Source organism: Ramlibacter sp. JJN2-2R, assembly GCF_057747835.1.
Genome location: NZ_CM173226.1, coordinates 1,893,597 through 1,918,229 on the forward strand (window position 1 = coordinate 1,893,597; position 24,633 = coordinate 1,918,229).

The window sequence follows — 24,633 nt, forward strand, 5'->3', positions numbered from 1 at the left end:
CGAAGGGGCGGCACCCGCGAGGGCGCCGCCCCTTCTACTGTCGGGCGCATCCTCCGGAGTGACGGCGTGGCGGCGGCGCTTCTCCTCCGCCTTGGCGTTGGCCGCCCGGCGCGCGTGCCTAGGCTGTCCGCATGGATGCGACAGGCCGGCCAGCGCGATCACCTGCGAAAGCGGGGCGCCGGCGCCTGCGCGGCTTCTCGCTGGTCGAACTGGTGGCGGTGCTCGCCATCGCGGCCATCCTGCTCGGCATCGGCGTGCCGCCGTTGCGCGCGCTGACCGGCTCGATGCGCATCACATCGGCCTCCAACGAACTGCTGGCCGACCTGTTCCTCGCGCGCAGCGAGGCCATCAAGCGCAGGACCCGCGTGACGCTGTGCAAGTCGGGCGACGGGCAGGCCTGCACCGATGCGGGCACGTGGCAGCAGGGCTGGATCGTGTTCGTCGACGGTGACGGCAACGGCGAGCATGGCGCCCACGAGACCGTGCTCCAGCGGCAGGAGGCGCTGGCCGCCGAGGTGCGCCTGTCCGGCAACGCCAGCCTGGCGCGCTACGTCTCGTACGCGCCGAACGGCTCGACACGGCAGGTGGGTGGGGGCTTCCAGGCCGGCACGCTCACCGTGTGCCTGGCGTCCGCGGGACCGGCGGCGGCGCGGCAGATCGTGCTGAACGCGAACGGCCGGCCGCGCGTGCAGAAGGCGCTGCTGGACGGCTGCGCCTAGCGGCGCACCTCGTCCACCAGCGTCTTGAACTCGTCGATGTCCTCGAAGCTGCGGTAGACGCTGGCAAAGCGCACGTACGCCACCTTGTCCAGCTTCTTGAGCTCGCGCATCACCAGCTCGCCGATGCGGTTGCTGGGGATCTCGCGCACGCCCAGGTTGAGCAGCTTCTCCTCGATGCGCTCGACGGCGGCGTCGATCTGCTCGGTGCTGACGGGGCGCTTGCGCAGCGCCAGGTTCATCGAGCCGAGCAGCTTGGCGCGCTCGTACTCGATGCGGCGGCCGTCCTTCTTGACGACCGCCGGGAAGGTGACGTCGGGCCGCTCGTAGGTGGTGAACCGCTTCTCGCAGTCGGCGCACTGGCGGCGGCGCCGGATGCAGTCGCCGTCCTCGGACACGCGCGTTTCCACCACCTGGGTGTCGGCGTTGCCGCAGAACGGGCACTTCATCCTCGCGGCTCCTTATCCGTAGACGGGGAAGCGGCGGGTGAGGGCGTTGACGCGCTCGCGCACCGCGGCGATGTTGGCCGGGTCGCGCGGGTTGTCCAGCACGTCGGCGATCAGGTTGGCGGTCATGCGCGCCTCCTCCTCCTTGAAGCCGCGCGTGGTCATGGCCGGCGTGCCGATGCGCACGCCGCTGGTGACCATCGGCTTCTCGGGGTCGTTGGGGATGGCGTTCTTGTTGATCGTCATGTGTGCCTCGCCCAGCACCGCCTCGGCTTCCTTGCCGGTGATGCCTTTGGCGCGCAGGTCCACCAGCATGACGTGGCTCTCGGTGCGGCCGCTGACGATGCGAAGGCCCCGCTCGGTGAGCGTCTGCGCCACGGCCTGGGCGTTGCGGGCCACCTGCTGCTGGTAGGCCTTGAACTCCGGCGCCAGCGCCTCCTTGAACGCCACGGCCTTGGCGGCGATCACGTGCATCAGCGGGCCGCCCTGCAGGCCGGGGAAGATGGCGCTGTTGATGGCCTTCTCGTGCTCGGCCTTCATCAGGATGATGCCGCCGCGCGGCCCGCGCAGGCTCTTGTGGGTGGTGGAGGTGACGACGTCGGCGTGCGGCACCGGGTTGGGATAGACGCCCGCGGCGATCAGGCCGGCGTAGTGCGCCATGTCCACCATGAAGATCGCGCCGATTTCCCTGGCCACGCGCGCGAAGCGCTCGAAGTCGATGCGCAGCGAATAGGCGGAGGCGCCGGCGATGATCAGCTTGGGCCGCGTCTCGCGCGCCTTGCGCTCCATCGCCTCGTAGTCGATCTCCTCCTTGGCATCCAGGCCGTAGGAGACGACGTTGAACCACTTGCCCGACATGTTCAGGGCCATGCCGTGCGTGAGGTGGCCGCCTTCGGCCAGGCTCATGCCCATGATGGTGTCGCCGGGCTTGAGGAAGGCCAGGAACACGGCCTCGTTGGCCTGCGCGCCGGAGTGCGGCTGCACGTTGGCGGCATCGGCGCCGAACAGCTGCTTGACGCGGGCGATGGCCAGCGACTCGGCCACGTCGACGTTCTCGCAGCCGCCGTAATAGCGCTTGCCGGGGTAGCCCTCGGCGTACTTGTTGGTGAGCTGGGTGCCCTGCGCGGCCATGACGGCCGGGGAGGCGTAGTTCTCGCTGGCGATCAGCTCGATGTGCTCTTCCTGGCGCCGGTTCTCGGCGACGATGGCGACCCAGAGCTCGGGGTCGGTTTGCTCGATCAGGATGTTGCGGTGGTACATGGCGGCAGTCCTTCCAGACGTGGTCCCTGTGATGCACAAGGGCTGCCCAGGCGAACGGCGGATCGCGGCGAAGACGCGGCGCCGTGGCGCCAACCTTCCTCCGCGGCACGCTCCCCAGTGGTTCCCCACGTCAGCGCGGCCTGCCCCCGTGGGGCGCCGCGCCTATCGCCAGTCGCGTACCCGGGCGAGTGTAGCCGCTTCAGGAAGCGAGCGCCGCGACCTTGTCGGGCTCGGCCGGCGTGGCCGGCGAGTCCTGGGCCGTGGGGGCCGGCGCCACGGTGCGCAGGACGGCCGGCGGGTTGACCGGCACGGAGCGGCCGGCGGCCACCTGCTGCAGGCGGGCGTGTTCGGCCATCACCTTGTCGGCATAGCCGCTGTCGTCGGTGTGCAGGGCGGCGCCCACGTAATACTTCAGGCCGCCCTGCAGCGAGCCGGCGCGCTGGATGCATTCCTGCAGCACCTTCACGCCCACGCGCAGGTTGGTCACCGGGTCGAAGGCGGCCAGCTTGCCGCCGAAGATCTCGTACTTGTCGCTGTGCACGCCGGTCATCACCTGCATCAGCCCCTGGGCGCCGACCGGGCTCTGGGCGAACGGGTTGAAGCCCGATTCCACGGCCATGACGGCCAGGATCAGCGTCGGGTCGAGCTTGGTGCGGTGGCCCACCTCGTAGGCCTCGGCCACCAGGGCGCTGACCGGCTCGGGCGCCACGCGGTACTTGCGGCTGATCCAGTAGGCCAGGGCGGCCTGCTGCTTGGGCAGGTCCTTCGGGTTGGCGGCGGTGGCGCGGTCGACGGCGTCGAGCTCGGGCACCATGCCCAGCGCCGCCACCTGGCGGGCCTGCAGCCAGCTCATGAGTTCGGCTTCGCCGGCCTGCCGCAGGTCGGGGCGGGCGGTGAGGGTGGCCAGGGCCAGCACCACCGCCACGCCGACGAGGGCGAGGCCGCTGTGGGAGATCTCGAAGAAGCCCTGGCCCACGTCGGACGCGAACGTCCTCAGGGCATCGGCCACTTTCTGTCCTGACGCTGTCATAGCACTACTCCTTTCTGCGCGCGGGGCCGGATCACGGGGCGCTCGAGAGCGTCCTAGCGGTCCGTCAGGCTCCACGTCGGGATTGGGTCGCCATCGAAAACCAGGGGCCTCTTGGGGGCCTGCAACGGCTCTCGACTTTGCCGGGTTCGGCAGCGGTTCGGTCGTTCACCCGAGCCCGCAAGGCTCAGGGACGGCGCATTCTAGGAGCCGGTCAAATATCGAGTCAAGAATAACAAAGTTACTTCTTATACGGAAATCTCGCTGTCCCATGCAGAGATTGACACCACGGCCGAGCCAGCCGTGTCGGACAACGGCTGAGCCAGGAGTCGGTCAACCGCGAACTCTTGCTGGGGCGCCCTGCATGGCGGGGACGGCGTCCATTGAAAAGTCGAATTGGATTTCCCGGCCGGCTCCCCCTAACGTATCGGCACCCGAGCGATCGGGCCCCAGCCGGAAACGGCGCTTGCGCGCCAACCCTCCGGCCCCTCCTGGGAGCAATCCCTTGCTCCCTGTGCCGCAGGACGATGAAGCTCCAGCGGCACGCCAGACGGCTGGACTTGCGCCGCCGTCCAGCCCGGCAGACCGGCTCCAGGCCGCCTGCCGGGCTTCTCTTTTTCCGCCGTCGACGGCGCCTTCGCTCCCCTGCCCGAGCGCGCCGCGAAGGCCTGCCTGCACACGGCCCGTCAGCCCGAGCCCAATCGCGGCGAGAATACGGGCCGGCCCCCGCGATGCGAGGGCGTGTTTTTTTGCAGACCAGACGACGTGACCCAAGCCTCCCCCAAACCCACGGACACCCAGGCGCTCGACGCGCTCACCGGCGGCGCGTTCTCGGCCGCCACCTCGGGCGAGCGCTCGGCGCGCCTGCGCGAGTGGCTCCAGGGCGACCCCAGCCCGGAGCAGATGCAGGAGGTCTACCGCGAGCTCAGTGGCCGCGACAAGGGCGCCGCGCGCCTGCTGCGCGAGCGCCTCGACGAGATCAAGCGCAGCAAGGGGCAGGAGGCCATCGCCGCCGAATGGGCGCACAAGGCCGAGGGCCTGCTGGCCCAGTCCCGCCTGAACATCGCCGACGCGATGGCCTGGCAGCGCGACGCCGCCAAAGCCGGCGCGCCCCTCAGCCGCGAGCCGCTGGCGGGCCTGAAGGCCCAGCTGGCCGACCGCGTGCGCGGCATCGAGGACCTGCAGCACCGGGTGCAGGTGCAGCGCGAAGCGGCGGTGCTGCTGGCGCAGCGCATCGAGGTCCTGTCCACCAAGTCGTGGCGCGATGCGCAGGCGGCCGCCGAGTCGCTGCGCAGCGACGTGCCCGAGTGGCAGGGCCAGGCGCAGGCGCTGGTCGAGGACACCAACTGGGCCAGCGTCGATGCGCGCTTCCCGCCGCTGCTGGATGCCTCGCGCACCCAGCTGCAGGTGGTCTGGGAAGCCTTCCAGAGCGCGCTGGCGCAGGCCGCCGCGGCGGACGCCGACCCGGCCGCCCCGCTGCCGCCCGTGCCCGTGTGGGCCGATGAACTGCGCGCCGCGCGCGGCCTGCCGGTCGAGGCGCCGCCCAAGGCCGCCAAGCCCAAGGTCGACCCGGAGCTGCGCGGCAAGGCCGGCGAGGCCGTCACGGCGGCCATCCAGCGCCTCGAGCAGGAGATCGCCCAGGGCCACGGCAAGGGAAGCGCCGGCGCCGCGGCCGCACTGCGCTCGGCGCTCAAGGAGCACGGCAAGCTGGTCGACGACAAGCTGGAGAACCAGGCGCACGCGCTGCTCGCGTCGGCCGGTGAACTCGAAGGCTGGCAGCGCTGGCGCGCCGACCAGCTGCGCCAGGAGCTGGTCGCCAAGGCCGAAGGCCTGTTCGAGACGGTGGCGCCTGCCCAGGGCGCGCAAGCCGAGGGCGCGCAAGCCGAGGGGGTGCCCGCCGCGGGCGCACCGGCCGAAGGCGCGCCGGCAGCCCCGGCGCCCGAGCGCAAGCCGCGCCTGGGCGGCCGCAAGATGCAGGAGCAGCTGCGGGCCCTGCGCGAGCAGTGGAAGCAGGTCGACCAGGGCGGCCCGCCCAACCACGCGCTGTGGAAGCGCTTCGACGAGGCTTGCAACGAGGCCTACAAGGTGGTCGAGGCCTGGCTCGACAAGGTCAAGACCGAAGCCGCGGAGCACCGCGCCCACCGGCTCGCCCTCATCGAGGAGGTGAAGGCCTGGGCCGGCGCCAACACCTCGGCGCAGGGCGGCGACTGGAAGGGCTTCAACCGCCACATCCACCAGTTCGAGACGCGCTGGCGCGAGGCGGGCCACCTGAGCGAGAAGGCCTTCGCCGAGCTGCAGCCCCAGTGGAAGCAGGCCATCCAGGCGGCCGAGGCGCCGCTGGCCGCCGAGCAGAAGCACAGCCTCGAGCGCCGCCACGCCATGATCGAGGAGGCCAAGGTGCTGGGTGCCTCGCCGCAGCTGCGCATCGACGCCGTCAAGGCGTTGCAGCAGCGCTGGCAGGCCGAGGCCCAGGCCGTGCCGCTGGACCGCAAGCACGAGCAGAAGCTGTGGGACGCGTTCCGCAAGCCGATCGACGAGGCGTTCCAGCGCAAGACGCAGGACCGCGAGAAGGCCGCCGCGGCACTGAGCGAACGCGATCGCGCCGTGCTCGAGGCCTCCAAGGCGCTCGAAGCCGCCAACGCGAGCGGCGACGCCCATCGCATCCGCCATGCGATGGCCGCCCTCGACGCGGCGCTGAAGGGGCAGGCGCAGGCACAGGCCGACAAGGACCGCGCCGACGCGCAGGCCGAGCAGGCGCCCGCGGCGCCGGCTGCCGCACCCGCCGCCGAAGGCGAGGTGGCGCCGGAAACTGCCGAAGCGGCGCCGGCCGAATCGGCCCCCGCCGAAGGGGCGGAAGCCGCGGCCGCGCCGCCTCCGCCCAAGCCCACCCCCAAGCCGGTCATCGCCATGCGCGGCGACGACCGCCCCGGCATGAAGAAGGCCGAACCTGCGCCCGCCGGGCGCGGCGGCAAGTTCGGCGATCGCCGCGGCGCCCCCGGTGCCGGCCGTCCCGGTGAGCGCGGAGGCGATCGCGGCCGCGACGCACGGGGTCCGCGCTTCGGCGACCGCGCTCCCGAGGACCGCGGGCCGCGCCTGGGCGACGTGGCGTTCCGCGCCCAGCGCGATGCGCTCGAGCACGCGCAGCAAACGCTGCGCAAGCTGGCCGCGCAGGCGCACGGCGAGGCGCTCACCCAGTTGCTGGGCGCCTGGGAGCAGCGGTCGGCGGACCAGGTGCCGAGCCAGAGCGAACTGGGCAAGGCCGTCACGCCGGCCGTGCGCGGCGCCTGGGTCAAGGCCCTGCAGTCGGCGCCGAGCGGCGATGCGGCCGAGGCGCTGCTGCGGCTGGAGATCGCGGCCGAGGCGCCGACCCCGGCCGACCAGATCACGGCACGGCGCGCGCTGCAGCTGCAGCTGCTCACGCGGCGCAACGAGCCTTCCCCGGCACAGACCTGGGGCGAGGACACCGCGCGCGTGCTCGCCTCGGCGCACAACGCCAACGCGGCGCGCCGGCTGCAGAACGTCTTGAAGTCGCTGCTGCGCTGAGGCGCGCGGCGGCTCAGGTCCCGGCCCGGAAGAAGCTGTCGAACAGCTGCAGCAGGGCCGGGAATTCCTGCGTGAAGCGGTCCCGGTTGACGAAGTAGGCTTCGCCCGCGACGGCAAAGAACTCGCCCAGGTTCTCGGCCCCGTAGGGGTCGAGCCAGGTCGGCTCGCCGCCGAAACGCTCGGCGATGACCACCTGCTCGCGAAAGCGCTCGTACTCCGCTCCCATCGTGGCCAGCCACGCCTTGCGACGCTCGCCGGGCAGGGGCGGGCAGCCGTCGGGGGCGCCGTCGCGCATGTCGATCTTGTGGATGAACTCGTGCACGACGACGTTGTAGCCCTGCTCGGACGAGGCGCCCTGCACGTCGGCCCAGCTGAGCATCACCGGGCCTTCGTCCATCGCCTCGCCGGCCAGGACCTCTTCCCACTCGTGCACCACGCCGGCCTCGTCCTGCGCCTTGCGCGGCGCGACGACCTCGTCCGGATGCACGACGATGCCCACGAAGTCGTCGTACCAGCGCAGGCCCAGCGACAGCACGGGCAGCACCGCCTGCGCGGCGATGGCCAGCGCCATCGCATCGGTGATCACCAGCCCCTGCGCGCCGTGGAATTCCTTCTCGGCCAGGAACCTGGACGCCAGCTCGCGCAGCCGGGCCGCGTCGCGCGCCTCGCGCAGGAACGGAAACGATTGCAGCACCTGCTGCCACAGGGCCTCGGGAATCGGCGGCGGCGGGCGCCGCCTGCGCCACCAGCCGAACATCATGCGACGGGCACGCGCACCACGCCGGCGGCCGACACCCGCAGGGCCTCGCCGCGCGGCGGCGCCGCGGCGGCGTCCCAGTCGGTGAGCACGATGCGGCGCAGGCCGCCGCCGAGGGCGTGCTCGCCCGGCCGGTGGGTGTGGCCGTGGATCATCGTGGCGGCGCCGGCGGCGCGCAGCCACGCGACCGCCTGGTCATGGTCCACGTCGGCGTAGGTGGCGCCAGAGCGCTTGCGCTGCTCGCTCTGCGAGCGCAGCGACTGCGCGACCGCGAGCCGCTGCGCGAGCGGCTGGGCGAGGAAGTCGCGGCGCCAGCCCGCGTCGCGCACGCGGGCCCGGAAGGCGAGGTACTCGACGTCACCGAGGCACAGCGCGTCGCCGTGCGTCAGCAGCCAGCGTGTGCCCGCGAACGCCAGCACCGTGGGGTCGGCCAGCAGCCGCACGCCGGTGGCCGACGCGAACGCCTCCCCGACCAGGAAATCGCGGTTGCCGTGCAGGAAGAAGACCGGCCGGCGCGCCGCCGCGTCGCGCAGCACGGCCGCGCAGTCGGCAGCGAAGCCGGGCGTGCCCAGCACGTCGTCGCCGGGCCAGGCCTCGAACAGGTCGCCGAGGATGAAGAGCGCATCGGCCGGCGAGTCCGCCATGAAACGGCGCCAGGCCTGGAACGTGGCCGGCTCGCACGCCTGCAGGTGCAGGTCGGAGATGAAATCCACCTGCCGCCACCCGGGGGCGGCGGCGAGTTCGGCGACGGGTGGGGGCGCCACCGCGGGCGTCAGAGGGCGACGGCCTTCTCGATCACCACGTCCTGGGCGGGCACGTCGTCGTGGAAGCCCTTGCGGCCCGTCTTCACGCCCTTGATGCGGTCGACCACGTCGGTGCCGCCGACGACCTTGCCGAACACGGCATAGCCCCAGCCCTGCGCGCTCGGCGCGGTGTGGTTGAGGAAGCCGTTGTCGGCGATGTTGATGAAGAACTGCGCGCTGGCCGAGTGCGGATCGCTGGTGCGCGCCATCGCCACGGTGTACTTGTCGTTCTTCAGGCCGTTGCGGGCCTCGTTCTCGATCGGGGCGTCGGTGGCCTTTTGCTGCATGCCGGGGGTGAAGCCGCCGCCCTGGATCATGAAGCCGTCGATCACGCGGTGGAAGATGGTGCCGTCGTAGTGGCCCTTCTTCACGTAGGAAAGGAAGTTCTCGACCGTCTTGGGGGCCTTGGTGTCGTCGAGTTCGAGGGTGATGACGCCCTGTCCGGCGATGTGGAGTTCGACTTTGGGATTGCTCATGGAAATGTCACTTCACGAGGGTGGCCGACTGGATGACGACCGGGGTGATGGGAACGTTCTGGTGCATGCCGCGGTTGCCCGTGGGCACCGCGCGGATCTTGTCGACCACGTCCATGCCGGAGACGACCTTGCCGAACACGGCGTAACCGTGGCCGTCCGGGCTGGGCGCGTTCAGGCGCGCGTTGTTCACGACGTTGATGAAGAACTGCGCGGTGGCGGAGTTGGGATCCGGCGTGCGGGCCATGGACACCATGCCGCGGTCGTTCTTCAGGTCGGGCCGCGTCTCCAGCGGGATCGGCGGCCGGGTGGGCTTTTCCTGCATCTCGGCCGAGAAGCCGCCGCCCTGGATCATGAAGCCGGGAATGACACGGTGGAAGATCGTGCCGTCGTACTGCTTGTCCTTGACGTACTGCAGGAAGTTCTCGGCCGTCCTGGGCGCCTTGTCGGGATAGACCTCGATGACGATGTCGCCCGCGGTGGTCGACAGCTTGACGCGCGGCGCGTCGGCGGCGACCGCATGCTGCAGGCCGGCCAGCGCCAGCACGAGGGCCGCGGCGGCGCGGCGGGTGACTTGAGTCCTCAACCGATCACTCCTTCGAAAAAGATCTTCCATTGCTGGCCCTGGCGCATCCAGTACTGCCGCCGCACCGGGCCGGTGCGCGCCCCGGCGGGCACCTCGCCGAAGGTTACCACCATGGTGTCGGCCGAGTCGGTCCAGCGCAGGTACGACAGCTCCTTGAGTTCGAGCTCGCGGCCGCGCAGGCGGCCGAGTTCGGTGCGCAGCTGCGGCAGCCATTCGGCCACGCTCTTGCCGTTGGCGGAGAAGTCCGCCGTGTAGAACGCGAGCAGGCGGTTCACGTCGCCGCTGGAGCGCGCCGCGCGCCAGGCCGCCAGGGTGTCGGCGAAGGAGCGGGCCTCCGCCTGCAGCGCGCCCGGTGCCACCCAGCGCAGCGAAGGCGCGATCACCACCGGCGTGCTTCGGACCTCGACGGTGCGGATGATGCGGTCCAGGTCCGGGTTGGCGAGCACCACGCAGCCGTCGGTGGCCTTGGGCGGGCGCGAGAACTGTCCGGGCGGCGTGCCGTGCAGCCAGATGCCGCCGCCGGTCTTGCCGCGGCGCGCGTCGTAGGGGTTGGGATAGTTGATCGGCAGCGCGCCGGAGCCGTAGAAGTCCTTGAGCGACTTCGGGTCGAGGTTGCTGGTGACGTAGTAGACGCCCAGCGGCGTGCGCAGGTCGCCCTCGAACGACTTGTCGGTGCCCAGGCGTCCCACCGAGATGTAGTAGTCGGCCAGCAGCCTGAGGCCGGCTGGCGTGTTCTCGAACAGGTACAGCCGCGCGCGCGAGGTGTCGACCGCGATGGCGTGCCGGCTGCGCGGCGACAGGTGCAGGAACTGCGCGGGCACCGCGCCGGCGGGTGGCCGCTCGCGCAGCGCGCGGATGCGCAGCTGCGACTCCTCGCGCAGTTCGGCCAGCGCCTGCGACCCGCTGGCCGCGATGCCGGCCGGGATGTCGCCCATGCCGCGCAGGGGCCGCGCCTGGGCCATCAGCAAGTCGCCGTACACCAGCTGCGCCAGCTGGAACGTCGGGTGGTCGCGCACCAGCGCCTCCGCCTTGGCCAGCGCCTGCCGTGCCAGGCCCCCGCCGACCAGGCGGTAGACCTCGATCAGGCGGGCCTCGGCCTGGCCGTCGCGAAGGACGGAAGCGGCCACGGCGCCCGCCGGGCGAGGCTTGGCCGGGGCGTGCAGCGTGGCCGCGGGCGCGCACAGCGGCAGGGCTGCGCACGCGAGCGCGGCTGCCTGCAGCGTGATGCGCCGTGCGGCGCGATGGACATGGGGACGAAGCTTCAAGACTGCAAAACCTGTGCGCCCGGTGCCGCGACCGCGGCGGGCGCTCAGGCCCCGGTGCTCTCGCGCACGATCATCCAGCGGTCGCCGACCTTGTGCAGCTCGAGGGTCTTGCGGCTGGTGACGTTCAGGCTGTCGGCACTGTACGCCTGCTTGAAGCGGGCCGTGGCCTTGGCGCCGTCGACATGGACGGCGATGTCGGACAGGCGCACGCTGATGCGCGACTTGCCCACGATGCGGCTGCGGCGCTCCTCCTCCCAGGCCTTGCGCGACTGCTTGCCGGGCGGATCGAACTCCTTGCCATAGGCGGCGAGGTAGCCGGGGACGTCCTTGGAGGCCCAGGCGGCGGCCCAGGCCTGCACCGCGGACTCGACGTCGCGCGAGGCCGCGCCGCTGGCGGCGGCGGGCGCAGCCGGTGCGGCGGTGACGGGGGCCGGCGCCGGTGCTGGCGCCTTGGCCACCACGGCGGGCGCGGCCGCGGGGGCCGGTGCCTTGGCCGCGACAACCGGTGCGGGCGGCGTGGCGGCAGGAGCCGGCGCAGGAACTGGTGCCTTCGCGACCGCTGCGGGTGCGGGAGCGGGTGCCGGCGCCGCGGCGGCCGGCGCGACGCCGGGACGTCCGCCGCGCGGGACCGGGGCGAACAGCTCGCGGATCAGCGCCAGCTTGGGCTGCACCGCCGTGTTGCCGGCGTCCAGCTGCAGCGCGCGGCTGTAAGCCTGGCTCGCGAGCTTGGCGTACACGTCGCCGAGGTTCTCGTGCGCGGTGGCGTAGCTGGGGTTGGTGCGGATCGCCATCTCGAGCGCGGCGCGCGCCTTGTCGAACTGGCTCTGGCCGGCGTAGAGGACGGCCAGGTTGTTGTACGGCTCGGGCAGCTCCGGGTAGTCCTCGGTGAGCCGGGTGAACGTGGCGATCGCGTCGTTGGCCTTGCCCTGCTCGGTGAGGATCACGCCCTTGAGGAAGCGCATCTGCGGGTCGCGCGGCTTGGCGGCCAGGAACTGGTCGACCTTGGCGAGCGCATCGGCCTGCTTGCCCTGGCGCAGCAATTGCGTCACGTCGCCGTACTCGTCGGCCAGGGCGAACCCCGGCGCCGCCAGGGCCGCGACCACGGCGAGCAGGCGCAGCTTGCGGGGAAGGAATCGGCGGATGGACGACATGAAAGCCTCGAAAATGCGCACGGGCGCTGCCCGACAGGGGCTATATACTGCGGCCGATTGTAGCCGGGCACCTCGACAACAAGCCCGCCGCACGACCCAGGAAACGACCCCTCGCTGCGCCGGCGACAGACCCGGCGCCGGCCCCACACACATCCCATGAGCCTGCGCATCTACAACACGCTGACGCGTGCCCTGGAGGACTTCGCGCCCCTCGAGCCGGGGCGCGTGCGGATGTACGTCTGCGGGGTCACCGTCTACGACCGCCCGCACATCGGCAACATCCGCTCCGCGGTGGCGTTCGACGTCGTGCGGCGCTGGCTGGAAACGAGCGGCTTGCGGGTGGATTTCGTGCGCAACATCACGGACATCGACGACAAGATGATCCGCCGCGCCGTCGAGAACGGTGAACCCGTGCGTGCGCTCGCCGAGCGCATGACCGCGCTCATGTATTCGGACTACGACGCAGTGGGCGTCCTGCGCCCCACGCACGACCCGCGCGCGACGGATTTCATCCCGCAGATGCTCGAGATCGTGCGGTTGCTCGAGAGCAAGAGCCTCGCGTACAGGGCGGACAACGGCGACGTGAACTTCTCCGTGCGCCGCCTGGCGGGGTACGGCAAGCTGTCTGGCAAGCCCCTGGACGAGCTGCGCGCCGGCGAGCGCGTCGCCACCACCGACGCCAAGCACGATCCGCTGGACTTCGTGCTGTGGAAGAGTGCGAAGCCGACGGAGCCGGCGGACGCAAAGTGGGAGAGCCCTTACGGAAGCGGCCGTCCCGGGTGGCACATCGAGTGCTCCGCGATGGCTCGCTCCATCCTCGGCCAGCCGATTGACATCCACGGCGGCGGCACCGACCTCGTGTTCCCCCACCACGAGAACGAGATCGCGCAAAGCGAGGGCGCATTCGGCACGCCGCTGGCGACGTACTGGATGCACAACGGCTTCCTGAACATCGACGGCGAGAAGATGTCCAAGTCGCTGGGCAACTTCTTTTCGCTGCCCGAAGTGCTGGAGCGCTACGACCCGCAGACGGTCCGTTTCTTCCTCATGCGCGGCCACTACCGCAGCGAGCTCGGCTGGAGCGACAAGCACCTCGACGACGCACGGGCCGCCCTGCGGCGGCTCTACACCGCGCTGGACTCCGCCGACGCGCAAGACGCTGCCATCGACTGGGCCGACCCGCACGCGGCACGCTTCAAGGCAGCGATGGACAACGACTTCGGCACGCCGGAGGCCGTCGCCGTCCTCTTCGACCTGGCCGCCGAGGTGAACCGCACCAGGTCGCCGCAGCTCGTCGGCCTGCTGAAGGCGCTGGGCGGCTGCCTGGGCATCCTGCAGGGCGACCCGAAGGCCTTCCTGCGCGCGGGCGCGGGGCTCGACGAGGCCACGATCGCGCAGCGCATCGCCGAGCGCGCCGCGGCCAAGCAGGCCAGGGACTTCGCCGAGGCCGACCGCATCCGCAACGAGTTGCTCGCCCAGGGCATCGTGCTCAAGGATTCGCCCGCGGGCACGACCTGGGAGGCCGCCACATGAGCGATGCCACCGGCTCGCCGGTGGAGCTGGCCCGGCCGGACTACTGGCCGGAGGCCTGCCGCCACCTCGCGCGCAAGGACCGCGTCATGAAGCGGCTGATCCCGCAGTTCGGCGACGCCTGCCTGCAGTCGCGCGGCGACGCGTTCACCACGCTCGCGCGCAGCATCGTGGGCCAGCAGATCTCGGTCAAGGCGGCCCAGAGCGTGTGGGACAAGTTCGCGCGCCTGCCGCGCAAGATGACGCCGGCCAACGTGCTGAAGCTCAAGGTCGACGACATGCGCTCGGCCGGCCTGTCGGCCCGCAAGATCGAGTACCTGGTCGACCTGGCGCTGCACTTCGATTCGGGCGCGATCCATGTCGACGCCTGGCGCGCGATGGACGACGAGGAGATCATCGCCGAGCTGGTGGGCATCCGCGGCATCGGCCGCTGGACCGCCGAGATGTTCCTCATCTTCCACCTGATGCGTCCCAACGTGCTGCCGCTGGACGACGTCGGCCTGATCACCGGCATCAGCCGCAACTACTTCTCGGGCGACCCCGTCAGCCGCAGCGATGCGCGCGAGGTGGCCGCCGCCTGGGAGCCGTATTGCAGCGTGGCCACTTGGTATATTTGGCGGTCGCTCGACCCGCTGCCCGTCGAGTACTGACGGGCCACATGAGACGAGGAGCCTGAGCCTTGGCGAAGAAAACATTCCTGGACTTCGAGCAGCCGATCGCGGAACTCGAGACCAAGATCGACGAGCTGCGCTACGTGCAGACCGAGTCGGCGGTCGACATCTCCGAGGAGATCGACCAGCTCTCCAAGAAGAGCCTGCAGCTGACCAGGGACATCTACAGCCAGCTGACCCCGTGGCAGATCACCAAGATCGCCCGGCATCCCGAACGACCGTACACGCTCGACTACGTCGGCGAGATCTTCACCGACTTCATCGAGCTGCACGGCGACCGGCATTTCTCCGACGACCTGTCCATCGTCGGCGGGCTGGCGCGGTTCAACGGCCATCCGTGCATGGTGCTGGGGCACCAGAAGGGCCGCGACACCAAGGAGCGCGCCGCGCGCAATTTCGGCATGAGCCGCCCCGAGGGCTACCGCAAGGCGCTGCGGCTGATGAAGACGGCCGAGAAGTTCAAGCTGCCGGTGTTCACCTTCGTCGACACGCCCGGTGCCTATCCCGGCATCGACGCCGAGGAGCGCGGCCAGTCCGAGGCGATCGGCCGCAACATCTTCGAGATGGCGCAGCTGGAGGTGCCGATCATCACCACCGTGATCGGCGAGGGCGGCTCCGGCGGCGCGCTGGCGATCTCGGTGGCCGACCAGGTGCTGATGCTGCAGTACTCGGTGTATTCGGTCATCAGCCCCGAGGGCTGCGCCTCCATTCTGTGGAAGACGTCGGAGAAGGCGCAGGACGCCGCCGACGCCATGGGCATCACGGCGCACCGCCTGAAGGCGCTGGGCCTGGTCGACAAGATCGTCAACGAGCCCGTCGGCGGCGCGCATCGCGACCACAAGCAGATGGCCGCGTTCCTCAAGCGCGCGCTCAACGACGCCTGGCGCCAGGTGGCCGACCTGAAGACGCGCGAACTGCTCGACCGGCGCTACGAGCGGCTGCAGAGCTACGGCCGCTTCACCGACACCAAGGCCGAGGCGCGCTGAGCGCCGCTCGGGCGGCGCCCCCGGCGCCGCCTGGGCCGATGGCTACTGGTTGTCCTCGAACACCAGTTCCACTTCCAGCGGCCGCTCCTGCGGGATCGGCTTGAAGCGCCAGCCGGTCACCGCATTGACCGAGGCTGAATTCAGGCTGCGGTTGGTGCTGGACAGCACGTGCACGTCACCCGTGCTGCCGTCGGGCTTGACCGCGAAACCCACCTTGACCACGCCCTGCGGGCGCTCGCGCCGCAAGGCCGCGCTGAGCTGCGGCGGATCCTGGCTGATCGGAACGAGCTCCACCGGCGCGGGGGGCGGCGCCGGTGCGCGCGCCGCCTGCGCGGTGGGGGGCGCCGCGGAGACCTGCTCGGCCTTCGGGGGCTCGGGGACCGGGGCGGGCGCGGCCGTCGTCACCACGGGTGCGGGCGGCGCGGCTGCCTGCGCGGGCGCGGGCGCCGGGGCGGGTGCCGCCGCGGCCGCGGGCTCCGCAGCCGCAGGGCGCTTGGCCTGGGGGGCTGGCGCGGGCGCGTGCGGCTTGCGCGGTGCGTCCGCGTTCTGCAGGATCATCCGGAACGGGCCGAGTGCCTGCCGGCGCGCTGCCTCGCTCGGGGCGCCATCGGCTGCCGCAGCAGCGGACTGAGCCCAGGCGGGTGCGGACAGCACTGCATGCAGCACGATCGCGCCCGCACCCACGCGGCTCGCCCAAGCCGGCTTCCCGTCGACGTTTCGGCACATACCCTCACTCCGTTGTTGTCGTTCGATGGCGCGCAAGTCTACGGGCGAGGGCCCTCGCGCCGGCACTAGGGGAAGCGCGCAGCCCCGTTGTGATAATGCAGGCGCCATGGTGTCCCTGCTCGATGCAGCCCTGTCGGCCTGCGAGCCCGACCTGCCGCTGGGCGTCGCCTTCAGCGGCGGCGCCGATTCGACGGCGTTGCTGGCCGCGGCCGCGCGCCGCTGGCCCGGCCAGGTGCACGCGCTCCATGTGAACCACAACCTCCAGGAGGCGGCGGCCGGCTTCGAGCGGCATTGCATCGCGATGGCGGCGCAGTTGCAGGTTCCATTGCACATCGCCCAGGCCCATGCACGAAACGCGCCCGGCGAGAGTCCCGAGGACGCGGCGCGCCGCGCGCGCTATCGCCAGCTGGCTGAGCTGGCCTCGCGCGAGGGGCTGCGCTGCGTGCTGCTCGCCCAGCATGCGGACGACCAGGCCGAGACGCTGCTGCTCGCCCTGTCGCGCGGCGCCGGCCTGCCCGGGCTGGCGGCGATGCCGGTCCGCTTCACGCGCCACGGCATGGCATTCCGCCGCCCCTTGCTGCAGGTGCCGGGCGAGGCCCTGCGCGGGTGGCTGCGCGGCGAGGGGCTGGACTGCGTCGAGGATCCGAGCAACGCGGACACGCGCTACACGCGCAACCGCATCCGCCACCGCGTGCTGCCCGCGCTGGCCGAGGCCTTCCCGCAGTACCGCGAGACCTTCGCGCGCTCGGCGCGGCACGCGGCGCAGGCGCAGGCGCTGCTGGACGAAGTGGCGGCCGCCGACCTGGCGGCCATGGGCGGCCAGCCCGACATCGCGGCGCTGCAGGCCCTGTCGCGGCCCCGGCAGGCCAACCTGGTGCGGCACTGGCTGCGGGTGGCGCACGATGCGGCGGCCAGCACCGCCCAGCTCGACGAACTGCTCGACCAGGTGCGCGCGTGCACGACCCGCGGGCACCGGCTGCGGCTGCGCGTCGGCACGGGGCTGGTGGAGCGCTCCGGGTCCCGGCTGGCCTGGAGCCCATCGGTATAATCCCTGAGATTCGCGCGAGCTGCCATTCGCCTTCGGCGACCCGGGTCCTCCTGCGCCGCGCGCACCTTCCCTTCTTCTTCCCATGGCATTGATCGTTCACAAGTACGGCGGCACGTCGATGGGCTCGACCGAGCGCATCCGCAACGTCGCCAAGCGGGTGGCCAAGTGGGCCCGCGCCGGCCACCAGATGGTCGTGGTGCCCAGCGCGATGAGCGGCGAGACCAACCGCCTGCTCGGCCTGGCCAAGGAACTGGCGCCCGCCAAGGCGACCGATGCGTACCTGCGCGAGCTGGACATGCTGTCGTCCACGGGCGAGCAGGTCTCCGTCGGCCTGCTGGCCATCGCGCTGCAGGCCGAGGGACTCGAGGCGGTGAGCTACGCGGGCTGGCAGGTGCCGGTGCTCACCAACAGCGCCTACACCAAGGCCCGCATCGAATCGATCGACGACAAGAAGGTGCGCGCCGACCTGGCCGCCGGCAAGGTGGTGGTCATCACCGGCTTCCAGGGCGTCGACGAGGGCGGCAGCATCACCACGCTCGGGCGCGGCGGCAGCGACACGTCGGCCGTGGCCGTGGCGGCGGCGATGAAGGCCGCCGAGTGCCTGATCTACACCGACGTCGACGGCGTCTACACCACCGACCCGCGCGTCGTGCCCGAGGCCCGGCGTCTCTCGACCGTCAGCTTCGAGGAAATGCTCGAGATGGCGTCGATGGGGTCCAAGGTGCTGCAGATCCGCTCGGTGGAATTCGCCGGCAAGTACCGCGTGCCGCTGCGCGTGCTGTCCAGCTTCACCCCCTGGGACATCCCGATCGAGGAAGAGGCCAAGTCCGGCACCCTGATCACTTTCGAGGAAGACGAACAAATGGAACAAGCCGTCGTTTCCGGCATCGCCTTCAACCGCGACGAGGCCAAGGTGTCGATCCTGGGCGTGCCCGACAAGCCCGGCATCGCGTTCAACATCCTGGGCGCGGTGGCCGACGCCAACATCGAGGTCGACGTCATCATCCAGAACCTCTCCAAGGACGGCAAGACCGACTTCAGCTTCACGGTGCACCGCAACGACTACGCGCGCACGGTGGACCTGCTCAAGTCCAAGGTCCTGCCCACGCTGGGCACCGACCGCATCGAGGGCGACACGCGCATCTGCAAGGTGAGCATCGTGGGCATCGGCATGCGCAGCCACGTGGGCATCGCGAGCAAGATGTTCCGCGCACTCGCCGAGGAGGGCATCAACATCCAGATGATCTCCACCAGCGAGATCAAGACCTCGGTGGTGATCGACGAGAAGTACATGGAGCTGGCCGTGCGCGCGCTGCATCGCGCGTTCGACCTGGACCAGCAGCCGGCCGCCTGAAGCGGCGGCAAGGCGCCGCGCATGCTGCAAAAGAGCAGGGCGCGCGGCACTGCAGAGTGCACGCTTGGGGCATAATCCCCCTCGCGCTGGAGACGTGACCGAGAGGCCGAAGGTGCTCCCCTGCTAAGGGAGTATGCGGTGTAGAGCCGCATCGAGGGTTCGAATCCCTCCGTCTCCGCCAGCGCATGACGAACGCCCCCCACGGGGCGTTTGTTGTTTCCGGGCTCCGGAAAAGCAAATGGCCGCCCGCAGGCGGCCATCGGTGCGGCGCGAAGGCGATCTCAGCCGCGCACGGCCTTCGGCGCGGCCGGCTTGGCGACCGGCTGCTGCGTTCCCACCTTGCTCGGCGTTCCGGCCACGCGGCCGGCGTGGGCCGGCAGCTGCAGGCCGTACGAGGCCGCGGTCACGGCCAGGATCACGGGCACGCGCTGGAGGATGGAGCTGGTTCTGGATTCGTTCATGTTCTTGTCCCTGCTGACTGCTTGTCGGAAGACCGGCAGTATCGGGCGCGAACATGGCACGACGGTGACGCACCGCTGGGTTGCACACGACAAATGGATGGGCTCCCACGCGACCGTGGGACTGGTCCGACGCGGCCTTCAGTCCTCGTCGTCGAGCGAGGCGCTCCAGCGGTCGCCCCAGCCGCGCTGGGCGGCGTCCAGCTCGCGCCGGCCGCGCTTGGTCGGTCGGCCGTGCTCGATGGACAGGGCGGGCTCGCGCGCGAGCCGGCGCTGCTGCGCGGCCGCCTCCCGCGCCTGCAGGCTCTCGGCCGTTTCCTCGTACAGCTGCTGGGCCACGGGCGCGGGGCCGCGCATGCTCGACAGGCCCTTGACGACCACCGTGCGCGTGACCGATTCGCGGCGCATGGCGACGGTGTCGCCCACCTTCACCTCGCGCGCGGCCTTGGCCTCCTGGCCGTTGACCTCGATCCGCCCCTTGCCGATCTCCTGCGCCGCCAGCGTGCGGGTCTTGTAGAAGCGGGCACTCCAGAGCCACTTGTCGATGCGCAGCTTGTCCATCGGCCCCTATTGTGCGAGCGGCAGGCGCGCCGTGGCGTCGAGGCCGGTGACACGGCCGTGCAGCTCGCGGTTGCCCAGTTCGATGGTGCCGCCGAGCGCACGCACGATCTCCTGGCAGATCGCCAGGCCCAGGCCGGAGCCGCTGCGCACGTCGCCGGCCGCGAACGGCTGGAACAGCCGCCCGCGCAGCTCGGCGTCGATGCCCGGGCCGCTGTCGGCCACCGTCAGCGCGCACCAGCGCCCGTCGGAGACCAGCCGCACCGACAGGGTGCCGGCCGGCGGGCAGTGGCGGATCGCGTTGTGCAGCAGGTTGCGCGCCAGCTCGCGCAGCATCCACTCGTGGGCGCGCACGCGGGCCGGCTGCGTGCTGAGGTCGAAGTCGAGGTCGCGCTCGGCCAGCAGCGGCGACAGCTCCAGGGCCACCGAGCGGACGATGTCCGCCATGTCGCAGTCCGACGCCTCGGGCTGGTGGCGCAGCTGCTCCACCTTGGCGAGCGACAGCATCTGGTTGGCCAGCGCGGTGGCGCGGTCGACCGTCTCGTTGATCTCGCCCAGCGCCTCGCGCGGGCCGACGTCGCCGCGCAGGGCCGACTGCACCTGCGTCTTGAGCACCGCGAGCGGCGTGCGCAGCTGGTGCGCGGTGTCGCGCACGAAGCGCTTCTGGTTCTCGAGCAGCTGCGCGAGGCGCCCCATCACCGCGTTGGTGGCCTCGACCAGCGGCAGCAGCTCGCGCGGGGCGTCCGGCGCCTCGATCGGCGTCAGGTCGCCCTCGGGCCGGGCCTGCATGCGCGCGGAGAGCTGGCGCACGGGGCGCGTCGCGCGCTGCACGACCGCCACCACCACCAGCGCGATGACGGCCACCAGCAGCGCCTGGCGCCACAGCGTGTCGAGCAGGATCTGCCGGGCGACGGTGCGGCGCAGCTCGAGCGTCTCGGCGACCTGCACCACGGCCATGCCGCGCCCGCTGGCGCCCGCCACGGGCTGCAGCAGCACGGCCACCCGGACGTCGTCGCCGCGGAAGTGGTCGTCGTAGAAGTCCACCAGCGCTGCGTAGGGCGGCCGCGCGGGGATCTCGCCGCGCCAGAAGGGCAGGTCGCCGTAGCCGGAGACGAGCTCGCCTTGCAGGCTCGAGACGCGGTAGAACAGGCGGCTGCGGTTGTCGGCCTCGAACGCCTCCAGCGCCGAGTAGGGCACGGTGGAGCGCAGCCGGGCCTCGGCGTCGTAGCCCTGCACGGCGAGCTCCTCGCCGATCTCCTTGGCCGAGGCGAGCAGCGTGCGGTCGTAGGCCGTGTTGAGCGCGGCCAGGGCGCCCCGGTACAGGCTGACGCCGTTCAGCACGATCAGCGCCAGCACGGGCACCAGGATCCCCAGCAGCAGGTAGCGCCGCAGCGAAACGCTGTTCATCCGGCCTTGATGAGATAGCCCAGGCCGCGCAGCGTCATCAGGGTCGCGCCCGTGCCCGCGAGCTTCTTGCGCAGGCGGTAGACGACCACCTCGACGGCCTCGTACTGCACGTCCTGCTCGCCCGGGAACACGAGCTCGAACAGGCGCTCCTTGGTCACCGCGTGGCCGGGGCGGGCCATCAGGGCCTGCAGCAGCGACGCTTCGCGCGGCGTGAGTTCCAGCACCTCGTCGCCGCGGTAGGCCGCGCCGCTCGCGCGGTCCAGGCGCAGCGAGCCGATGCGCCATTCACCGGCGGCCTCGCCGCCGGCGTCCGCGCGGCGGCGCGCCAGCGCCCGGATGCGCGCCTCCAGTTCGTCCAGGTCGAAGGGCTTGGGCAGGTAGTCGTCCGCGCCGGCGTTCAGGCCCAGCACGCGGTCGCCGACCGTGCCGCGCGCCGTGAGAAGCAGCACCGGCGTCGCCAGCCCGAGCCGCCGGCCTGCCTGCAAGACGTCGAGCCCGTCCAGGCCGGGCAGGCTCAGGTCCAGCACCAGCACCTCCGGCGGCGCGGCCTGCCAGCGGGCCAGGGCCTCGCGCCCGTCGCCGCAGCCTTCCACCGCGAAGCCGCGGCGGCCGAGCGTGCGCTCGAGCGCGGCACGCATGGAGGGGTCGTCCTCGACGAGCAGCAATCGCATGGGAGGGCCGAGCGTAGCGGAACCGGAACTGCCGCGACGGTTCAGTAGTTTCCCCAAGTCCGCGGACAGCCGATTGACAGGCACCCGGCGCATCATCCGGTCCGGCATCCGAACCAACCTGGAGACACTTCCATGCGCCGAGACACCTTCCTCAAGAGCCTGGCCGCGCTGGCCGCCGCCGGGGCGCTGCCGCTCACGGCACGCGCCGCCGCCGCGATCAAGATGATGATCCCCGCCAACCCGGGCGGCGGCTGGGACACCACCGGCCGCGCCCTGGGCAAGGCGCTGCAGGAGTCGGGCGTGGCCTCCAGCGTCACGTACGACAACAAGGGCGGCGCCGCCGGCGCGCTCGGCCTGGCGCAGTTCATCAATTCCAGCAAAGGCGACCCGAACGCGCTGATGGTCATGGGCGCGGTGATGGTGGGCGGCATCATCACCGGCAAGCCGCCGGTCAACCTGTCGCAGGCCACGCCGATCGCGCGCCTGACCAGCGAATACAACGTGTTCGTGCTGCCGGCCAACTCGCCCTTCAAGACCATGGCCGACGTGGTCGCGCAGCTGAAGAAGGACCCCGGCAGCGTCAAGTGGGGCGGCGGCTCGCGCGGCTCCACCGAGCACATCGCCGCGGCCATGATCGCGCAGCGCGTGGGCGTCGACCCGGGCAAGATCAACTATGTCGCCTTCCGCGGGGGCGGCGAGGCCACGGCGGCCATCCTGGGCGGCAACGTCACGGTGGGCGGCAGCGGCTACAGCGAATTCGCCGAGTACATCAAGGCCGGCAAGATGAAGCCCATCGCGGTGACCTCGGCCAAGCGCCTGAACGACGTGCCCACGCTGAAGGAGCAGGGCATCGACGTCGAGATCGGCAACTGGCGCGGCGTGTACGGCGGCCCCGGCCTCACCGATGCGCAGCGCAAGGCGCTGACCGACATGGTGCTGGCCGCGATCAAGACCAAGGCCTGGCGCGAGGCGCTGGAGAAGAACGACTGGACGCCGGCCGTGCTCTCGGGCCCGGCGTTCGAGAAGTTCGTGGACGACGAGTTCGCCAGCCTGCGCGCCGTGATGGTCAAGTCCGGCATGGTCTGACCGCCGGCTCCAGCGACGTTCCCCCCGCGCCCGGCACCCGCCGGGCGCTTCTTGCCGGGTCCAGCCGAGGATCCCCCATGACAGACACCGCTTCCCCCTCGTCCACCAAGGTGCAGACGCTCGTCGGCGCCGCCGTCGTGCTCACCGGCCTCGGCCTCGCGGCCGGCGCCTTGACCATCCCCGCCAATGCCGGCTACGGCGGCGTCGGGCCCAACTTCCTGCCCTGGGTGGTGGCCATCGTGCTGGTGCTGTGCGGCGTGCTGATCGTGCGCGAGGCGCGCACCGGCGGCTTTCGCGAGCTCGAGCCGCCCTCGGGCGCCGAGCGCGCCTGGTGGCCCGGGCTGGTGTGGGTGTCGGCGGGCCTGCTGGCCAACGCGGCGCTGATCACCACCATCGGGTTCATCCTCAGCTGCGCGCTCTGCTACGCCCTGGCAACCCAGGGCCTGCGCCGCGCGGAGGGCCAGCGCAGCGGCACCGCCCGCGTCATCGCGACCGACCTGGCCACCGGCCTGGCCATCGCCGCGCCGGTGTTCTGGATGTTCACGCAGTTCCTGGCGATCAACCTGCCGGGCCTGACGCAGACGGGCTGGTTCTGACATGGACATCTTCAACGCGCTCCTGGGCGGTTTCGCGACCGCCATCACGCCCATCAACCTGCTGTGGGCCTTCGTCGGCTGCGTGCTCGGCACCGCCGTCGGCGTGCTTCCCGGCATCGGCCCGGCCGTGGCCGTCGCGATGCTGCTGCCGATCACGGCCAAGGTGGACATCACCGCCTCGATGATCTTCTTCGCCGGCATCTACTACGGCGCGATGTACGGCGGCTCCACCACCTCCATCCTGCTGAACACGCCCGGCGAGACGGCGAGCATGGTCACGGCGATGGAAGGCAACAAGATGGCCAAGAGCGGCCGCGCCGGCGCCGCGCTGGCCACCGCCGCCATCGGCTCGTTCGTCGCCGGCACCATCGCCACGGTCATCGTCACCGCCTTCGCGCCGACGGTGGCCGACTTCGCGGTCAAGCTCGGCCCGCCCGAGTACTTCCTGCTCATGGTGCTGGCCTTCACCACGGTGAGCGCGGTGCTGGGCAAGAGCACGCTGCGCGGCATGACGGCGCTGTTCATCGGCCTGGCCGTCGGCCTGGTCGGGATGGACCAGATCTCGGGCCAGGCGCGCTACACCGGCGGGATCCCCGAGCTGCTGGACGGCATCGAGATCGTGCTGGTCGCCGTGGGCCTGTTCGCCGTCGGCGAGGTGCTGTACTTCTCGATGTACGAGGGACGCACGGTCGAGACGCGCAACCCGATGAGCAAGGTCTACATGACCGGCCGCGACTGGCGCCGTTCGATCCCGGCCTGGCTGCGCGCCACGGCCATCGGGGCGCCGTTCGGCTGCATCCCGGCGGGCGGCACCGAGATCCCGACCTTCCTCAGCTATGCCGTCGAGAAGAAGCTGGCCAAGGGCAGCGACAGGCAGGAGTTCGGCACCACCGGCGCGATCGAAGGCGTGGCCGGCCCGGAGGCGGCGAACAATGCCACGGTCACCACCGCCCTGATCCCGCTGCTGACGCTGGGGCTGCCGACCTCGAACACCACCGCCATCCTGCTCGGCGCGTTCCAGAACTACGGCATCCAGCCCGGCCCGCAGCTGTTCTCCTCGTCGGCCGCGCTGGTGTGGGCACTGATCGCGTCGCTGTACATCGGCAACGTGATGCTGCTGATCCTGAACCTGCCGCTGGTGAAGGTCTGGGTGCAGCTGCTGAAGATCCCCAAGCCGCAGCTCTATGCCGGCATCCTGATCTTCGCCACCGTGGGCGCCTACGGCATGCGCCAGAGCGCGTTCGACCTGGTGCTGCTGTGGGCGATCGGCCTGGTCGGCGTGCTGATGCGCCGGTTCGACTTCCCGACCGCGCCGGTCGTAGTCGGCATGATCCTGGGCCCGCTCGCCGAGGCGCAGCTGCGCAACGCGGTGTCGATCGGGGAGGGCAGCGCGCGGGTCTTCCTGGAGCGGCCCGTCTCGCTCACCCTGATCGCGATCATCGCCGCCGTGCTGGTGCTGCCGCGGCTCGTGCGCCTGCTCACCGCCCGCCGCGCCCCCATGCCGGCGTGAGCGCC

24 protein-coding genes and 1 tRNA gene are annotated in these 24,633 nt (G+C 71.3%); 11 read left to right on the forward strand and 14 right to left on the reverse strand.

Annotated features, from left to right (window positions below; translation table 11 throughout):
* Positions 1 to 131 precede the first annotated feature (131 nt).
* Complete coding sequence (locus AC3ANR_RS09355) at positions 132 to 719, forward strand: GspH/FimT family pseudopilin (RefSeq protein WP_488291604.1); 588 nt, start codon at positions 132 to 134, stop codon at positions 717 to 719.
* Here the strand turns inward: AC3ANR_RS09355 and nrdR are convergent.
* The 3 genes from nrdR to AC3ANR_RS09370 all read right to left on the reverse strand — a co-directional run bounded on the left by nrdR (position 716) and on the right by AC3ANR_RS09370 (position 3,452).
* The gene (nrdR, locus tag AC3ANR_RS09360) at positions 716 to 1,165 is read right to left on the reverse strand and encodes a transcriptional regulator NrdR (protein WP_488291605.1); all 450 of its coding nucleotides are present in this window, start codon (positions 1,163 to 1,165) and stop codon (positions 716 to 718) included. The two genes, AC3ANR_RS09355 and nrdR, sit on opposite strands and share 4 nt — an antisense overlap.
* 12 nt (positions 1,166 to 1,177) lie before the next feature.
* Positions 1,178 to 2,422 carry a serine hydroxymethyltransferase gene (glyA, locus tag AC3ANR_RS09365; RefSeq protein WP_488291606.1) on the reverse strand — a complete coding sequence of 415 codons (1,245 nt, stop codon included), beginning with the start codon at positions 2,420 to 2,422 and terminating at the stop codon, positions 1,178 to 1,180.
* A 199-nt stretch (positions 2,423 to 2,621) separates the two neighbouring features.
* Positions 2,622 to 3,452, reverse strand: coding sequence for a lytic transglycosylase domain-containing protein (locus tag AC3ANR_RS09370; RefSeq protein WP_488291607.1), 831 nt, complete (start codon positions 3,450 to 3,452; stop codon positions 2,622 to 2,624).
* A gap of 762 nt (positions 3,453 to 4,214) precedes the next feature.
* On the opposite strand from AC3ANR_RS09370, the gene AC3ANR_RS09375 reads away from it, so the two are divergent.
* On the forward strand, positions 4,215 to 6,992 hold the full coding sequence (locus tag AC3ANR_RS09375) for a DUF349 domain-containing protein (protein WP_488291608.1): 2,778 nt from the start codon (positions 4,215 to 4,217) through the stop codon (positions 6,990 to 6,992).
* Between the two features lie 13 nt (positions 6,993 to 7,005).
* Here AC3ANR_RS09375 and AC3ANR_RS09380 read toward each other — a convergent pair whose 3' ends face one another.
* The 6 genes from AC3ANR_RS09380 to AC3ANR_RS09405 are packed head-to-tail and all read right to left on the reverse strand — an operon-like array spanning position 7,006 to position 12,027.
* Positions 7,006 to 7,749, reverse strand: coding sequence for a M90 family metallopeptidase (locus AC3ANR_RS09380; protein WP_488291609.1), 744 nt, complete (start codon positions 7,747 to 7,749; stop codon positions 7,006 to 7,008).
* Positions 7,749 to 8,513, reverse strand: coding sequence for a UDP-2,3-diacylglucosamine diphosphatase (locus AC3ANR_RS09385; protein ID WP_488291610.1), 765 nt, complete (start codon positions 8,511 to 8,513; stop codon positions 7,749 to 7,751). The genes AC3ANR_RS09380 and AC3ANR_RS09385 overlap by 1 nt, the downstream gene beginning before the upstream one ends.
* Positions 8,514 to 8,521: 8 nt before the next feature.
* The gene (locus AC3ANR_RS09390; RefSeq protein WP_488291611.1) at positions 8,522 to 9,028 is read right to left on the reverse strand and encodes a peptidylprolyl isomerase; all 507 of its coding nucleotides are present in this window, start codon (positions 9,026 to 9,028) and stop codon (positions 8,522 to 8,524) included.
* A gap of 7 nt (positions 9,029 to 9,035) precedes the next feature.
* Positions 9,036 to 9,641 carry a peptidylprolyl isomerase gene (locus tag AC3ANR_RS09395; protein WP_488291612.1) on the reverse strand — a complete coding sequence of 202 codons (606 nt, stop codon included), beginning with the start codon at positions 9,639 to 9,641 and terminating at the stop codon, positions 9,036 to 9,038.
* Positions 9,608 to 10,876 (reverse strand): L,D-transpeptidase family protein, encoded by a 1,269-nt coding sequence (locus AC3ANR_RS09400; protein ID WP_488291613.1) that lies wholly within the window; start codon positions 10,874 to 10,876, stop codon positions 9,608 to 9,610. Before AC3ANR_RS09400 ends, AC3ANR_RS09395 begins: the two co-directional genes overlap by 34 nt.
* A gap of 44 nt (positions 10,877 to 10,920) precedes the next feature.
* Complete coding sequence (locus tag AC3ANR_RS09405; protein WP_488291614.1) at positions 10,921 to 12,027, reverse strand: tetratricopeptide repeat protein; 1,107 nt, start codon at positions 12,025 to 12,027, stop codon at positions 10,921 to 10,923.
* 156 nt (positions 12,028 to 12,183) lie between these two features.
* Between AC3ANR_RS09405 and cysS the strand changes: the two genes are divergently transcribed.
* Genes cysS through AC3ANR_RS09420 form a run of 3 tightly spaced genes read left to right on the forward strand, consistent with a single transcriptional unit; the run spans position 12,184 to position 15,214 of the window.
* Positions 12,184 to 13,560, forward strand: coding sequence for a cysteine--tRNA ligase (gene cysS, locus AC3ANR_RS09410; RefSeq protein ID WP_488291615.1), 1,377 nt, complete (start codon positions 12,184 to 12,186; stop codon positions 13,558 to 13,560).
* On the forward strand, positions 13,557 to 14,207 hold the full coding sequence (locus AC3ANR_RS09415) for a DNA-3-methyladenine glycosylase family protein (protein WP_488291616.1): 651 nt from the start codon (positions 13,557 to 13,559) through the stop codon (positions 14,205 to 14,207). The genes cysS and AC3ANR_RS09415 overlap by 4 nt, the downstream gene beginning before the upstream one ends.
* A 29-nt stretch (positions 14,208 to 14,236) precedes the next feature.
* Positions 14,237 to 15,214, forward strand: coding sequence for an acetyl-CoA carboxylase carboxyltransferase subunit alpha (locus AC3ANR_RS09420; RefSeq protein ID WP_488291617.1), 978 nt, complete (start codon positions 14,237 to 14,239; stop codon positions 15,212 to 15,214).
* Between the two features lie 42 nt (positions 15,215 to 15,256).
* Here AC3ANR_RS09420 and AC3ANR_RS09425 read toward each other — a convergent pair whose 3' ends face one another.
* Positions 15,257 to 15,772, reverse strand: a complete 516-nt coding sequence (locus tag AC3ANR_RS09425; protein WP_488291618.1) for a TonB family protein — start codon at positions 15,770 to 15,772, stop codon at positions 15,257 to 15,259.
* 274 nt (positions 15,773 to 16,046) lie between these two features.
* Here AC3ANR_RS09425 and tilS point away from each other — a divergent pair, with 274 nt between their 5' ends.
* The 3 genes from tilS to AC3ANR_RS09440 all read left to right on the forward strand — a co-directional run bounded on the left by tilS (position 16,047) and on the right by AC3ANR_RS09440 (position 18,523).
* Positions 16,047 to 16,988 carry a tRNA lysidine(34) synthetase TilS gene (gene tilS, locus AC3ANR_RS09430; RefSeq protein ID WP_488291619.1) on the forward strand — a complete coding sequence of 314 codons (942 nt, stop codon included), beginning with the start codon at positions 16,047 to 16,049 and terminating at the stop codon, positions 16,986 to 16,988.
* Positions 16,989 to 17,070: 82 nt separating this feature from the next.
* The gene (locus AC3ANR_RS09435) at positions 17,071 to 18,342 is read left to right on the forward strand and encodes an aspartate kinase (protein WP_488291620.1); all 1,272 of its coding nucleotides are present in this window, start codon (positions 17,071 to 17,073) and stop codon (positions 18,340 to 18,342) included.
* 88 nt (positions 18,343 to 18,430) lie between these two features.
* Positions 18,431 to 18,523: transfer RNA gene (locus AC3ANR_RS09440), tRNA-Ser, on the forward strand.
* Between the two features lie 100 nt (positions 18,524 to 18,623).
* Here the strand turns inward: AC3ANR_RS09440 and AC3ANR_RS09445 are convergent.
* The 4 genes from AC3ANR_RS09445 to AC3ANR_RS09460 form a co-directional block, all read right to left on the reverse strand.
* Positions 18,624 to 18,803, reverse strand: a complete 180-nt coding sequence (locus tag AC3ANR_RS09445; RefSeq protein WP_488291621.1) for a hypothetical protein — start codon at positions 18,801 to 18,803, stop codon at positions 18,624 to 18,626.
* 138 nt (positions 18,804 to 18,941) lie between these two features.
* Positions 18,942 to 19,361, reverse strand: a complete 420-nt coding sequence (locus tag AC3ANR_RS09450; RefSeq protein WP_488291622.1) for an RNA-binding S4 domain-containing protein — start codon at positions 19,359 to 19,361, stop codon at positions 18,942 to 18,944.
* Between the two features lie 6 nt (positions 19,362 to 19,367).
* Positions 19,368 to 20,765, reverse strand: coding sequence for a sensor histidine kinase (locus AC3ANR_RS09455; RefSeq protein WP_488291623.1), 1,398 nt, complete (start codon positions 20,763 to 20,765; stop codon positions 19,368 to 19,370).
* Positions 20,762 to 21,436 carry a response regulator gene (locus AC3ANR_RS09460; protein ID WP_488291624.1) on the reverse strand — a complete coding sequence of 225 codons (675 nt, stop codon included), beginning with the start codon at positions 21,434 to 21,436 and terminating at the stop codon, positions 20,762 to 20,764. The genes AC3ANR_RS09455 and AC3ANR_RS09460 overlap by 4 nt, the downstream gene beginning before the upstream one ends.
* Before the next feature lie 132 nt (positions 21,437 to 21,568).
* Between AC3ANR_RS09460 and AC3ANR_RS09465 the strand changes: the two genes are divergently transcribed.
* From AC3ANR_RS09465 to AC3ANR_RS09475, 3 genes are all read left to right on the forward strand, one after another.
* Positions 21,569 to 22,522 (forward strand): Bug family tripartite tricarboxylate transporter substrate binding protein, encoded by a 954-nt coding sequence (locus tag AC3ANR_RS09465; RefSeq protein ID WP_488291625.1) that lies wholly within the window; start codon positions 21,569 to 21,571, stop codon positions 22,520 to 22,522.
* A gap of 77 nt (positions 22,523 to 22,599) precedes the next feature.
* Positions 22,600 to 23,118 carry a tripartite tricarboxylate transporter TctB family protein gene (locus AC3ANR_RS09470; protein ID WP_488291626.1) on the forward strand — a complete coding sequence of 173 codons (519 nt, stop codon included), beginning with the start codon at positions 22,600 to 22,602 and terminating at the stop codon, positions 23,116 to 23,118.
* Between the two features lies 1 nt (position 23,119).
* Positions 23,120 to 24,628, forward strand: coding sequence for a tripartite tricarboxylate transporter permease (locus AC3ANR_RS09475; protein WP_488291627.1), 1,509 nt, complete (start codon positions 23,120 to 23,122; stop codon positions 24,626 to 24,628).
* The last annotated feature ends 5 nt before the right edge of the window (positions 24,629 to 24,633 follow it).

Bases quoted from the DNA above. Each gene is read 5' to 3' on its own strand.
- AC3ANR_RS09475 (WP_488291627.1), top strand. From the start codon at position 23,120: ATGGACATCTTCAACGCGCTCCTGGGCGGTTTCGCGACCGCCATCACG.
- AC3ANR_RS09355 (WP_488291604.1), top strand. From the start codon at position 132: ATGGATGCGACAGGCCGGCCAGCGCGATCACCTGCGAAAGCGGGGCGC.
- nrdR (WP_488291605.1), bottom strand. From the start codon at position 1,165: ATGAAGTGCCCGTTCTGCGGCAACGCCGACACCCAGGTGGTGGAAACG.
- tilS (WP_488291619.1), top strand. From the start codon at position 16,047: ATGGTGTCCCTGCTCGATGCAGCCCTGTCGGCCTGCGAGCCCGACCTG.
- AC3ANR_RS09465 (WP_488291625.1), top strand. From the start codon at position 21,569: ATGCGCCGAGACACCTTCCTCAAGAGCCTGGCCGCGCTGGCCGCCGCC.
- AC3ANR_RS09390 (WP_488291611.1), bottom strand. From the start codon at position 9,028: ATGAGCAATCCCAAAGTCGAACTCCACATCGCCGGACAGGGCGTCATC.
- AC3ANR_RS09395 (WP_488291612.1), bottom strand. From the start codon at position 9,641: ATGGAAGATCTTTTTCGAAGGAGTGATCGGTTGAGGACTCAAGTCACC.
- AC3ANR_RS09470 (WP_488291626.1), top strand. From the start codon at position 22,600: ATGACAGACACCGCTTCCCCCTCGTCCACCAAGGTGCAGACGCTCGTC.
- AC3ANR_RS09455 (WP_488291623.1), bottom strand. From the start codon at position 20,765: ATGAACAGCGTTTCGCTGCGGCGCTACCTGCTGCTGGGGATCCTGGTG.
- glyA (WP_488291606.1), bottom strand. From the start codon at position 2,422: ATGTACCACCGCAACATCCTGATCGAGCAAACCGACCCCGAGCTCTGG.
- AC3ANR_RS09435 (WP_488291620.1), top strand. From the start codon at position 17,071: ATGGCATTGATCGTTCACAAGTACGGCGGCACGTCGATGGGCTCGACC.
- AC3ANR_RS09445 (WP_488291621.1), bottom strand. From the start codon at position 18,803: ATGAACGAATCCAGAACCAGCTCCATCCTCCAGCGCGTGCCCGTGATC.
- AC3ANR_RS09380 (WP_488291609.1), bottom strand. From the start codon at position 7,749: ATGTTCGGCTGGTGGCGCAGGCGGCGCCCGCCGCCGCCGATTCCCGAG.
- AC3ANR_RS09450 (WP_488291622.1), bottom strand. From the start codon at position 19,361: ATGGACAAGCTGCGCATCGACAAGTGGCTCTGGAGTGCCCGCTTCTAC.
- AC3ANR_RS09425 (WP_488291618.1), bottom strand. From the start codon at position 15,772: ATGATCCTGCAGAACGCGGACGCACCGCGCAAGCCGCACGCGCCCGCG.
- AC3ANR_RS09460 (WP_488291624.1), bottom strand. From the start codon at position 21,436: ATGCGATTGCTGCTCGTCGAGGACGACCCCTCCATGCGTGCCGCGCTC.
- cysS (WP_488291615.1), top strand. From the start codon at position 12,184: ATGAGCCTGCGCATCTACAACACGCTGACGCGTGCCCTGGAGGACTTC.
- AC3ANR_RS09415 (WP_488291616.1), top strand. From the start codon at position 13,557: ATGAGCGATGCCACCGGCTCGCCGGTGGAGCTGGCCCGGCCGGACTAC.
- AC3ANR_RS09370 (WP_488291607.1), bottom strand. From the start codon at position 3,452: ATGACAGCGTCAGGACAGAAAGTGGCCGATGCCCTGAGGACGTTCGCG.
- AC3ANR_RS09405 (WP_488291614.1), bottom strand. From the start codon at position 12,027: ATGTCGTCCATCCGCCGATTCCTTCCCCGCAAGCTGCGCCTGCTCGCC.